Annotated in this window: 10 protein-coding genes; all 10 read right to left on the bottom strand. The window is 28.8% G+C overall.

Annotated elements, in window-relative coordinates; translation table 11 throughout:
* Positions 1-2: 2 nt before the first annotated feature.
* The 10 genes from ftsA to H0H60_RS01265 all read right to left on the bottom strand — a co-directional run bounded on the left by ftsA (position 3) and on the right by H0H60_RS01265 (position 12,142).
* Positions 3-1,397: a cell division protein FtsA gene (ftsA, locus tag H0H60_RS01310; RefSeq protein WP_185850082.1), complete on the bottom strand. Its 1,395-nt coding sequence runs from the start codon at positions 1,395-1,397 to the stop codon at positions 3-5.
* 4 nt (positions 1,398-1,401) lie between these two features.
* Entirely contained in the window at positions 1,402-2,022 is a 621-nt protein-coding gene (locus tag H0H60_RS01305) for a cell division protein FtsQ/DivIB (RefSeq protein WP_238784916.1), read from the bottom strand.
* 102 nt (positions 2,023-2,124) lie between these two features.
* Entirely contained in the window at positions 2,125-3,504 is a 1,380-nt protein-coding gene (gene murC / locus H0H60_RS01300; RefSeq protein ID WP_185862915.1) for a UDP-N-acetylmuramate--L-alanine ligase, read from the bottom strand.
* Positions 3,501-4,610 (bottom strand): undecaprenyldiphospho-muramoylpentapeptide beta-N-acetylglucosaminyltransferase, encoded by a 1,110-nt coding sequence (murG, locus tag H0H60_RS01295; RefSeq protein WP_185862914.1) that lies wholly within the window; start codon positions 4,608-4,610, stop codon positions 3,501-3,503. Before murG ends, murC begins: the two co-directional genes overlap by 4 nt.
* Entirely contained in the window at positions 4,607-5,800 is a 1,194-nt protein-coding gene (locus H0H60_RS01290) for an FtsW/RodA/SpoVE family cell cycle protein (RefSeq protein ID WP_185862913.1), read from the bottom strand. The genes murG and H0H60_RS01290 overlap by 4 nt, the downstream gene beginning before the upstream one ends.
* Positions 5,754-7,160, bottom strand: a complete 1,407-nt coding sequence (gene murD / locus H0H60_RS01285) for a UDP-N-acetylmuramoyl-L-alanine--D-glutamate ligase (protein ID WP_185862912.1) — start codon at positions 7,158-7,160, stop codon at positions 5,754-5,756. The genes H0H60_RS01290 and murD overlap by 47 nt, the downstream gene beginning before the upstream one ends.
* Positions 7,161-7,163: 3 nt before the next feature.
* Positions 7,164-8,333: a phospho-N-acetylmuramoyl-pentapeptide-transferase gene (gene mraY, locus H0H60_RS01280; RefSeq protein ID WP_238784914.1), complete on the bottom strand. Its 1,170-nt coding sequence runs from the start codon at positions 8,331-8,333 to the stop codon at positions 7,164-7,166.
* A gap of 16 nt (positions 8,334-8,349) precedes the next feature.
* Entirely contained in the window at positions 8,350-9,819 is a 1,470-nt protein-coding gene (locus H0H60_RS01275; protein WP_185862910.1) for a UDP-N-acetylmuramoyl-L-alanyl-D-glutamate--2,6-diaminopimelate ligase, read from the bottom strand.
* The gene (locus H0H60_RS01270) at positions 9,816-11,801 is read right to left on the bottom strand and encodes a penicillin-binding protein (RefSeq protein ID WP_185862909.1); all 1,986 of its coding nucleotides are present in this window, start codon (positions 11,799-11,801) and stop codon (positions 9,816-9,818) included. The genes H0H60_RS01275 and H0H60_RS01270 overlap by 4 nt, the downstream gene beginning before the upstream one ends.
* A complete protein-coding gene (locus H0H60_RS01265; protein WP_185862908.1) occupies positions 11,798-12,142 on the bottom strand; it encodes an FtsL-like putative cell division protein in 345 nt (114 codons plus the stop codon). Before H0H60_RS01265 ends, H0H60_RS01270 begins: the two co-directional genes overlap by 4 nt.
* Positions 12,143-12,146: the final 4 nt, after the last annotated feature.

The following is a 12,146-nucleotide window of genomic DNA, read 5'->3' as shown; positions in this document are numbered from 1 at the left end:
TATTATTCTGTATCATTCAGTATTTGACGGAACTTATCTGCCCAAATTTCAAGAAAAGATTTAGATTTAGTCTTATTTTTTTTCTTCTTTTTTAAAGAATCGTCATTATTATTATCATAATATGTGTCCTTATTATTGAATCTACGATTTTTATTATTATATAATTGGGTGGAGAATAATTCGGAAGTATTATTTTCCTCATGTCTAGACCCCATGACTGTACAAAAATATTTCTTCTGATCTTCAAGTCCTTTGATAATTAAACCTATAGACGTTGCGTATTCTGGATTACTTATCATGCCGTTTTCTCCTCCAGCAATATGTTCATTAGAATAACCTATACGGACATCCATTCCAGTAATATATTCTGTTAAAGGACGAATGTGTTTTAGTTGAGATCCGCCTCCTGTCATTACTATTCCTGCTATAAGTCGTTTTTTTTGTTCTTCATTTCCATAGTGTTTTATTTCTATATTGACTTGTTCTAAAATTTCACATACCCGAGTATGAATAATTTGAGAAAGACGTTTCAAGGATATCTCCTTAGGTTCACGACCTCTTAATCCAGGAATGCAAACAATTTCTGTTTCTTTATTTTCTCCAGGCCATGCAGATCCAAATTTTATTTTTAGTAATTCGGCTTGTCGTTCAATAATTAAACAATCCGTTTTTATATTTTCCGTAATCACATTTCCTCCAAAAGGAATGACTGCAGTGTGACGAATAATATTGTCTTTAAATATAGCAATATCCGTAGTCCCTCCTCCTATGTCTACTAGTGCGACACCGGCTTCCCTTTCTTCTGTATTTAATACAGCCTCTGCAGAGGCTAAAGGTTCTAAAGTCATTCCAGATAAATTCAATCCTGCAGCTTTTACACATCTTCCAATATTCCTAATCGAAGAAATTTGTCCTACAACTACATGAAAATTAGCTTCTAAACGACTTCCATACATCCCTATAGGTTCTCCTATTTCTGATTGACTATCGACTTTATATTCCTGTGGAAGTACATGAATGATTTCTTCTCCTGGAAGCATAACTAGTTTATGAACCTGATCTATTAATTTTTGTATATCTTTCTGATTAATCACATTTTCGAAATCTAATCGAGTGATATAATCATTATGTTGTAGGCTTCTAATATGTTGTCCAGCAATACCAACAATAACTTCTTTTATTTTTAATCCGGAACTACGTTCTGCCTCAGATACGGCTTCGCGAATAGATTCAATGGTCTGAGTAATATTATTGACAACACCTCTATGTACACCTGTACTTTTAGATCTACCTATGCCTAAAATCTCAATTTTATTATATTCATTTCTCCTTCCTACCATAGCTACAATCTTCGTGGTCCCCACATCAAGACCAATAGCTATATCTTGATATTCCATAGACTTATCTTTTTTTTGCGACTACTTGGTCCTTATATTGTAAATCAATACTTTGATATTGATTCATATCGATTTTATTTATATACTGCTTATAAAAAGCCTTTAATTTATTCAATTTACTTTTAAAATCTTTGATATTTCCTAATATAATATGATGATTACCTATTTTAGGAATCAAAATAAATAAGTTAGGAACCGTTTTTTTTATACTAATAATTTGGTTTTTTAATAATTCATCTGAATTTATAGTTTTGACTAAATCAGCTAAATGTTTTTTTTCTTCCTTTGAAAAGGATCCTTTTGCTAAAAGAACTTTGGAAGAATAAATAGAAGAAAGTTCTAAATCTTCCGCTTCTTTAGTAAGATAATATTCTTGATTTCCATTTTTTATTCTTAAAATAGGTTCTTTTTGCAAAATTTTAATATTCAGAGTCCCATCTACACTAAGAAATACTTCCGATTTTTTTATAAAAGGGTAATTATTTAATTTTTGTTCCATGGTGAATATACATAATTGACCGATTTTTTTTTTATTTTTTTCTATTTTTAGAAGTTTATTAATAATTTCTTCATTTACAAAATGATCCTGAGATAATGGATCGATGATAATATTGAACTTTTCCAAGTTCCTATTTTTATGTGTTTTTTGAGAAAAATAAAAAAAGAATATCATAAAAATCATATATAATAATAAAATAGAAATAAAGACTGTTTTATTTTTTCTCATTTATCCATATCGTTTATATAACCATTTTTTGATAGGGAGGATCAATGTATCAATATTTCCTGCACCTATTGTAAGTAGAATGTCAAAATTTTTTTTTTCAATTTTTTCTAAAACATTGGATATATGGACCAATTCTTTATTTTTAGAATTCATTTTTATTTTATCTAATAAACTATTAGAACTAACTCCCTTAATTGGTAATTCCCTGGCTGGATAAATATCTAATAAAATTAAAAGGTCCAATTTTTCTAAACTTTTGGCAAATTCTTTGAAGAAGAATTTAGTCCTACTAAATAAATGGGGTTGGAATATTCCTAATATTTTTTTATCCGGAAAACATGTTCTTATAGTGCTAATTAATGCGTTTATTTCTGTAGGATGATGGGCATAATCATCTATATATATTTTTTTTCTAGATTTATAATGGATCGAGTACCTTCTTTTGATCCCTTTAAATAAAAATAAGGATTTTCGAACATCTTTCTCTTTTATTTTCAAATAGTCAGATATAGCTAAAGCTGCCGTGACATTTTTTAAATTATGTAAACCTGGAATAGGTAATGGAAGAGATTTCCAGGTTTCTTTCGGAGTATGAAAATCAAAAAACCATTGATTTTCTTTTATCAAAAGATGATTTGAATAATAATTTTCTCCTTTTCCTACCGAATAATAGATAGCATTTTTAAACGGAAAAGATTCTCCTTTCTTTTTACTAAGGAATAGTTTTTTATATGGACTTTTTATTTTATTGGAAAAATCTATATAAGCCTGTATCAATGCTTCTTTTTTTGGATAAGTATCTACATGATCTTGATCTAAAGACGTAATACATGCTATATTCGGAGATAAATGTAAAAAAGAGTGGTCAAATTCGTCTGCTTCTACCAAGAATATTTCCGTTTCATGATTCAAAATAAGATTAGATTGATAATTTTCAGATATCCCTCCTAAAAAAGCCGTAACCTTTTTTCCAGTACAATGGAATATATGTCCTAGTAAAATACAAGTAGTGGTTTTTCCATGTGTTCCTCCTATAGCTATACAAATTTTATTTTCTGTAATTAAAGCTAATACCTGAGAACGTTTTTTTATATTTTTTCCATATTGTTTCAGAAACATCCATTGTTTATGATTATCTGGAATAGCGGGGGTATAAACAATTAAACATCGTGTAGAATGAATCCATTCAGGCAAAAATTCTGTACTATCATGATAATTGATCAATACGCCCTCTTTTTCTAATTTTTTTGTGATAATGGTTTTATATCTATCATATCCAGAAACTTTTTTTCCCATGTAATGAAAGTATAGAGCTAAGGAACTCATTCCCATTCCTCCTATTCCTAGAAAATAAAAAGCATCAATTTGATTTAGATTCATAAATTAATAATCTGTAAAATCTCGTTGACAATATCGTTCGTGGCTTTAGGTTTTCCTAATTTTAAAATATTCCTACTCATTTTTTTTTTTCTGCTAGAATCATTAAGTAGTTCTATAGTAGAATCCACTAATTTTTTCTCTATTTCCTCATTTTTAATGATCAAAGCAGCCTCTTTATCCGCTAATATTTTAGCATTTTTATTTTGATGGTCATCTGATGACCAAGGAAAAGGAATTAATATATAGGGTTTTCCTATTAAGCATATTTCTGATATAGTTAAAGCACCAGCTCTAGATACAATGATATCTGCTGCGGCATAACATATCGGAATATTTTCAATAAACTCCATTAAAAGGAAATTATGATGATGAGAAATCCTATTTTTTTTTATATTATGAATATCTACTTTTCCTACTTGCCAAATAAGTTGTATATCTAGATGAATCAGTTTTTTTAACCCTTTCATCCAAGCTTTATTAATACTATTGGATCCTTGACTTCCACCTATAGACAAAATAATAGGTCTATTCGCTTTCAATCCTAAATGAATACAAGCCTGATCTCTACTGAGTAATTTTTGTAAGATGTCGGATCTAACGGGATTTCCCGTCATTATAGTTTTTTCTTTTGGAAAATATTTTTTGGCTTCTTCATAACCAATACATATTTTTTTAGCATAACGAGAAAATATTCTATTGGTAAATCCAGGAAAAGAATTCTGTTCTTGAAGTAGAATAGGAATTTTCTTTTTTTCTGCAGCATATAGAGTTGGAAAACTAACGTATCCTCCTGTTCCAATAACTATGTTCGGAGAAAATTTTTCTAAAATTTTCTTTACTAAAAAAAAACTATATATCAGTTCCATAGATAAAAAAAAGCCTGCTATAGAAAATAATTTATCTTTTCCTCCTGAAATACAAATTCCTTCAATTGGATATCCAAATTTCGGAATTTCTTGCATTTCCATGTGCTTCCTGGAACCAATAAATAAAATATTAACATTTGGAATCTTATTTTTCAATTCATCTGCTATCGCTATCCCTGGATAAATATGCCCTCCAGTGCCTCCACTACCAATAATTATTCTAGGTGAAATATTTTTCATGATGAATTTGAATTCCTTTTTTCCATGTCTTCATAAGGAGGATCATATATGATTCTGCTCACACTTAATATGATCCCAAAACTAAAAAAAGTTACCCACATAGAAGTTCCTCCAGCGCTAATTAATGGCAAAGTTTGTCCTGTCACAGGAAATAAACCAACAGCTATTCCCATATTAATGAGTGCTTGATTAATAATAGGAAACCCAACAGAAAGAACCAACAAAGAACAAAAATAATTTTGTATTTTCGTAGAAATTACCATAATTCTCAACAAAATAAGAATATAAATAAACAGAAGTAAAATCCCTCCAATAGATCCATATTCTTCTATAATAATTGCATAAATAAAGTCTGAAGAAGATTGTGGAAGAAAAGCTTTCAGAACGCTTTTTCCAGGTCCACGACCAAACTTATTTCCTAAAACAATAGCTGTTTTAGATTGTTTCATTTGATAACTTTCTTCAGAATCATGATCCAAAAAATTTTCTATACGACTTTTCCATGTATAAACTCTATTCATGGGATTTTTATCTCCCCATTTTATTACAGAGTAAATGTATATTCCTGCTGCTAGGATTCCCATCAATAAAATACCTATAACTCCAGTAAATGGATATCCTCCTATAAAAAGAATAATTAAAACTGAAATAAAAACAAGTACCGCAGTAGAACCATTAGCGGGGAATATAAGTCCAATAATCAAAAATATGGGAAAAATCAAGGGAAAAAAAGAGTCGATCAAGTTCATCCGTTCTTTCTTTTTTTGAGCTAAATATCTAGCACAGTAAATAAACAGAACTAATCCAGCAATACTGGAAGTTTGAAAAGATATATTAATAATAGGGATATGTAACCAACGAGAAGCATTGACTCCATCTAGTTCTTTTCCTTGAATAATTGTGAAAACAAGTAAAATTGAGACTATAGGGATTGAAAGTATAGACATACGATAAAAATATTTATAGTCTATAAACTGAGTAAAAAAAAGAATGCAAAAACCCACTAACAAAAAAAGGGCATGTTTGAATAAATAACCGAATACAGTATTCGTTTCTCCATATGTAGTAACCAAATTAGTACTCGCTGAGTATACAGGTAAAAAAGAAAATAGAGCTAATAAAGTAATGAAAGCCCATAAATATTTATCTCCTTTTAGATATCTCAAAATATCTATTTTTTTCATATTCATAGAAAAGTTTTTTGACTTCTTGTTTAAATCTAAGACCTCTTTCCTTATAATCTTGGAAAAGATCCAAGCTAGAACATGCAGGAGATAACAGAATGTTATCTCCATGAATAGATAAAATGTAAGCCATACGAACTGCCTTTCTAAGACAGTTTGTTTCCAAAATAATATCAATGATATTTTGAAAAAAACTTATAAAATTCTTATTGTTTTTTCCTAAAAAAATTATGGCTTTTACTTTTTCTTTAACCAATGGGAGGATTTCTCTATAATCATTTCCTTTATCTTTTCCTCCTGCAATCCATATTGTAGGAGATTCCATACTTTTTAATGCATAAAAAACAGCATTCACATTAGTGGCTTTAGAATCATTAATAAATTGAACCCCATTAATATTTAGTACTTTTTCCATACGATGCTCTATATATTTCAATTCTAATATCGGATGTACTATAGATTTATTTTGAACATTTAATGCGACAGAAACGAGTAATGAAGCCAATATATTATAGAGATTATGATCTCCTTTTAAAGGAATTTTGTCTACATGTAAAAGACATCTTTCTTGATTAAATTTATTACGAATAAATATCTTATTCTCTTTTATATAAGCACCTACGGATAATTCTTCTTGAATAGAAAAAGGAATACAATTGGACAAAATGGGATATTTTTTTAATCCATTTCTAATGATAGGATCATCATGATTATAAATAAAAATATCCTCCTTATTTTGCTGAGTAGCAATTCTAAATTTAGAAGATATGTAACTTTCAATATCATTATGATATCGGTCTAAATGGTCCCTTGTGATGTTTAATAAAACGGCTATATTTGAACGAAAATTGAAGGAATCATCCAGTTGAAAACTACTCACTTCTAATACATATACATCTTTTTTTTTTATAACCTCTCGTGAAAAACTACGACCGATATTTCCTGCTATCTCTACATGAAATCCTTCTTTTTGAAGTATTTTATAAACGATGGAACTGGTCGTTGTTTTTCCGTTACTTCCTGTAATGCTAATAATATAGGAGTTTTTTAGATAACTTTTCCCGAATTCTAATTCAGAAATCATGGGAATATCCAAAAAATTAATTTTCTTTATTAATGGATTTTGTCTAGAAATACCAGGACTTTTTACCACTTTAATAGCTTTTTGAAAGATGATACTTTCTGTATGTCCATTTTCTTCAAAAGGAATTCTATTTCTTGATAAAATTTTCTTGTATTTATTTGGAATAATTCCAGAATCAGATACAAAAATTTTTAAACCCATTTTTTTAGCTAATAAAGCTGCCCCGACTCCACTTTCCCCTCCACCTAATACCACTATTAAATTTTTATTCTTTTCCGTCATAAATTATAGGATTAACAAAATCAAGACGACCATAGAAAGCATCATTTGGATGATAACAAAACGATTGACGATCTTACTTTCATGATAACCTAGTTTTTGAAAATGATGGTGTAAAGGAGCCATAAGAAAGATTCTTTTTCCTATTCCATATTTTTTTTTAGAGAATCTAAAATAGAAAACTTGTACTATTACAGAAATATTTTCTATAAAAAAAATGCCACATAGAATGGGTAGAATTAATTCTTTTCTAGTCATAATAGCTAAGGTTGCTATTATCCCACCTATAGTTAAGCTACCGGTGTCTCCCATAAAGATTTGTGCTGGATAACTATTAAACCATAGAAAACCAATTAATGATCCTAAAAAAGAAAAAGAAAATATCACAATCTCTCCTATGTTAGGAATATAGATAAAATGAAGAGAATAAGAGTAAATTTTATTACTAGAAATTAAGGATAATAAAGACAATGTTCCCAAAATGATAGAAGAAACTCCAGCTGTTAAACCATCAATTCCATCTGTAAGATTAGCGCCATTGGACAATGAAGTAATAAAAAGAATGACGATAGGAATAAAAATGATCCAGGCGTATTTTTTCCATTTTTCATTATGCCAACTTAAGATATTAGCGTAATCAAATTCATTTATAATAATAGGAAAGGTCGTTTTAAAACCATGTTTTTCCACTGCTATGGAGTGAGGTGTTTTTACATATAAATTTTTGCACGAAATGGTCGTGATATTCTTATGAAAATACATTGTACTTCCGATAAAAATGCCTAAGATTATTTGACCTAATATTTTTCCAATTGCACTAAGTCCGTGTTTATTATATTTGATTTTGATGTAATCATCTATAAATCCAAGTCCACCCATCCATAATGTAGTGATTATAAGAATAATTACATATATATTACTCAATGTAGAAAAAAAAATCGTAGGAATTAATGTAGAAGCTATAATAATAATTCCTCCCATTGTTGGAGTTCCTTCTTTTTCTTTTTGTCCAGTAAGTCCAAGATCTCGGACATGTTCTCCTATCCTGTTTTTTTTTTTATTCCATAAAATAATTACTTTATAAAAAAACAATGCTATACAAATAGATAAAATAAAAGATACTCCCGCTCTGAAAAATAGCGGGAAAGAAGAATTTGTATTATTTAAAAACACCATATTATCATACATACATCTATGACAATTCAGAAAATAATGTTTTAGCAATTTTCATATCGTCAAAAGGATAACGTTTTCCTTGAATTTCTTGATAATTTTCGTGTCCTTTTCCTGCTATGACAATAATATCTTTTTCTCTAGCCATTTGAATGGCTGTTTGAATAGCTTCTTTTCTGTTCACGATAGTTAAAATATCCTCTTTATTTAGATAGGATCTAAAATTCTTCATATCTATTAATATTTTTTCTGGATCCTCTTCTCTAGGATTATCTGAGGTAAAAATAGACAAATCACATGTTTCATAAACTATTTGTCCCATTAAAGAACGTTTCTCTTTATCTCTATTCCCTCCACAACCTATTATACAAATTAATCTTCCATCCTCTTTTTTTTTTATTTCCTGAATGGCTTTTAAAAGGTTCTTAATCCCATCTGGATTGTGTGCGTAATCAACAATTATCCGAATTCCGGAATAGGATATAAATTGTTCAAAACGTCCTTTTATAGGTTGTATCGTATTTATTTTTTGCAAAACTTCCTCTTTTTTTTTACCCAATAATATAGCTGTAGCGTAGCCTGCCAAAAGATTGTAAACATTAAATTCTCCAATTAAAAATGTGAAAAATTTATGTCCATCAATTAGTAATTGGTTTCCATGGATATTTTTTTTCAGAATTTTTATCCTGTAATCTGCTTTTTTTTTCAACCCATAAAAATAAGTTTTAGCCAAAACATTTTTTATGATTTTATGTGAATTTTGATCATCAGAATTAATTAAGGCAAAAGCATTTTTAGGCAAAAAACTTTCAAAAAAAGATTTTTTAGTTGATAGATAATCTTCAAAAGATTTATGATAATCTAAATGATCATGGGTAATATTAGTCAATACTCCCCCAGTAAATAATAATCCTGCAATTCTTTTTTGATGAATTCCATGTGAACTCACTTCCATAAATGCATATTTACATCCTTTTTGGATTGATAAATTTAAATATTTATTAATATCAACAATATTTGGGGTAGTATGTATGGGAGGAAATTCCTGAGATATAATTTTAATCCCAATGGTAGAAATAAGAATACTTTTTTCTCCCATTTTATAAAATAAATCGTGAAGTATAGTTGCCACAGATGTTTTTCCATTCGTTCCTGTAACGCCTACTAATTTTATTTTTTTTGTAGGATGATCATAAAAATTAGAAGAAATAGTTCCTAAAGCATCCATCGAATTTTTCACAATCACATAGGTGATATCTTTATGAATAATAACAGGTTTTTTTTCACAAACGACAGTGTTAGCTCCTTTTTGTATCGCCTCCGTAATAAATTTATGTCCATCTGTTTTTTTTCCTTTTTTAGCCACAAATATCGTATCTTTTTCTGCAAACTGAGAACATATAGAAATCCCTATTATCCATTTTTGAGTATTTCCTATAATTTCTAATACATGTACTTTTTTTAGAAGATATTTTAATATTTTTTTCATTCTTCTAGCTTCAGAAATATAATTTGATTTTTTTTCAACTTATTTCCTGGTTTTACAGATTGAGTAATAACTTTTCCTATCCCTTGATATCGGATATTTAAACCTCTATTTTCTAAAATAGGAATAATGTCTTTTCCAGGAACAGAAATAATATTGGGCATAATATCTTTATCAAAAAAATAGTTGAAAGAATAGTTGCTGTATTCTTTAATTTTTTTAATCAAATCAATATCCACTTTTTTTTTAGAAAGTATTTTCTTTCCTATTCTTGGATAGATAGATCTAGCTATTTTATCAAACACAGGAACTGCTACTTCTATTCCGTAATATCCTTTTTCTGGTCTTGAAATGACTACAATACAAGAATATTTTGGATTATTAGCAGGAAAATATCCTACAAAAGAACTATTGTAAGATAAAGGTTTTCCCTTGATCCAATAATCTAACTGTGTAGTTCCTGTTTTCCCGGCATAAGGATATTCTGGATGATAATATTTTTTTGCGGTTCCATTTTTTACGACTCCTTCTAACATATTCTGAATTTTTTTTAGAGATCCTTTTGCAGCTATAGAAGGATTCATAACAATAGGATTTGTATATTTTTTGATACTTCTTCCGTGGAATTTCATTTCTCTAATGAAAATAGGTTTAATCATTTTTCCTTGGTTAGCAATAGCGTTATAAAAAGTGAGAATTTGTAAAGGAGTTAGTTTTATATTATATCCGAAAGTCATCCATGGCAATGTAATACTACTCCAATTTCCTTTTCCAGGTTTTGGGATGAATGGATGACTTTCACCTGGAATGTCTACGCCTATTTTTTTATCTAATTTCCATTTGCACAAGTGTTCTATGAATTTATTTGGATTGTCTTTGTAATTATCATAAATAATTTTTGCTATTCCTACGTTTGAAGAAAGTTCCAGAATCTGTTTTGGATTCATTTCTCCATCTCCTTTGTAATGACTATCCCGTATTTTTTTCCCTCTCAATTTAAGAACTCCACCTTTAGTATTCACAATCATGTCTATGTCTATTTTTTTGTCTTCTAAAGCAGCAAGAATAGCCATGGTCTTGAAAGTAGATCCAGGTTCACTACCTTCCCATACAGAGAAGTTTCTTAAATCTTCATAAGTATTTTTTTTCGTTTTTTCCAGATTGATCATGGCCAAAATTTCTCCACTTCGTACCTCCATAAGGATGACACATCCGTGATCTGCATGAGAAATGGATAACTCTTGAAGTAATGCATGATAAGCTATATCTTGTAAATATATATCGATAGTAGAATAGACATCTTTTCCATCTTCTGGATCAATTTCATTTCCTGAATTTAAGGGTTTCCATATTTTAGAGCTGATACGTTGTTCTAATCGTTTTCCATCTTTTCCTTTAAGAAATTTACTATAGGCTCCTTCTAATCCAGCTTTTCCTCTATGATCATCGTATCCTAATGTTCTTTTTCCAATATTTTCTAGTGTATGAATTCTGCATGTTTTCTTTTCTACGATAAAACCTCCTCTTATTTGTCCTTTATTAAAAATGGGAAAATTTCGTAATGCTTTTAAATGAGGATAATCTAAATTCTTGGCTAATAAAAAATATCTATTCCCCTTTTTTTTTTCGTATTGGAACTTTTTATAAAAAAAAGATCTTGGTTTTTTAAACAAAGACTCCAAAGAATTGCATAAAAAAGAAATATTTTCTTGAAATAATTTATCTGAGATAGATCTAAAATCAATATGAATATCATACCTAATGATAGACATAGCTAGAAGACTGTTATCTGCAGCATAAATATTTCCACGTCTAGCCTTAATTAAATTAGTTCTAATTGTTTTTTCTATAACAGATTTTTGGTATCCTTCTGAAGAATTTTGAATATGAAATAAATTAAAAATAATTAGTGCTGCAATAGAGATGAAAAAAAAACCAATCAAGTAAGATTTATATAATAAAATATATCTTTTTCGTTTCATCATTTTATTCTTGGATCCATCTCTTTTTTTTCTTCGAAAATTAATTCGTATGGGGGCTCATCTAAATGTTTTAACCCATTAATATTTACTAGTCTATTTAAGACAGATGCTAATTGCATTTGCATATATTTACTGTGTATATCTGCATATTCAGATTTCAATTCCTTGATTTCTTCACTAATTTTCGTTATTTTTCTAATTTTTCTATCCATCATGTGTGAACTAGTAATGCTGATTAAAGATAGAATAGTAATAAAAACAATAAAATTCCAACTACGATATGCATCTTCTTTCACTAAAAATTTTCCTTTCAATATGTCTTTGATAGAAAAATTTGTTTTCATTTGA

It is taken from the genome of Blattabacterium cuenoti, assembly GCF_014251735.1.
GTDB lineage: Bacteria > Bacteroidota > Bacteroidia > Flavobacteriales > Blattabacteriaceae > Blattabacterium > Blattabacterium cuenoti_C.
Note: the sequence above shows the minus strand (reverse complement) of the source record. Positions and strands in the feature narration are given on the sequence as shown.

Coding starts and splice junctions, on each gene's coding strand:
- H0H60_RS01265 (WP_185862908.1), bottom strand. CDS start 12,142: ATGAAAACAAATTTTTCTATCAAAGACATATTGAAAGGAAAATTTTTA.
- mraY (WP_238784914.1), bottom strand. CDS start 8,333: ATGGTGTTTTTAAATAATACAAATTCTTCTTTCCCGCTATTTTTCAGA.
- H0H60_RS01290 (WP_185862913.1), bottom strand. CDS start 5,800: ATGAATATGAAAAAAATAGATATTTTGAGATATCTAAAAGGAGATAAA.
- ftsA (WP_185850082.1), bottom strand. CDS start 1,397: ATGGAATATCAAGATATAGCTATTGGTCTTGATGTGGGGACCACGAAG.
- murC (WP_185862915.1), bottom strand. CDS start 3,504: ATGAATCTAAATCAAATTGATGCTTTTTATTTTCTAGGAATAGGAGGA.
- H0H60_RS01275 (WP_185862910.1), bottom strand. CDS start 9,819: ATGAAAAAAATATTAAAATATCTTCTAAAAAAAGTACATGTATTAGAA.
- murG (WP_185862914.1), bottom strand. CDS start 4,610: ATGAAAAATATTTCACCTAGAATAATTATTGGTAGTGGAGGCACTGGA.
- murD (WP_185862912.1), bottom strand. CDS start 7,160: ATGACGGAAAAGAATAAAAATTTAATAGTGGTATTAGGTGGAGGGGAA.
- H0H60_RS01270 (WP_185862909.1), bottom strand. CDS start 11,801: ATGATGAAACGAAAAAGATATATTTTATTATATAAATCTTACTTGATT.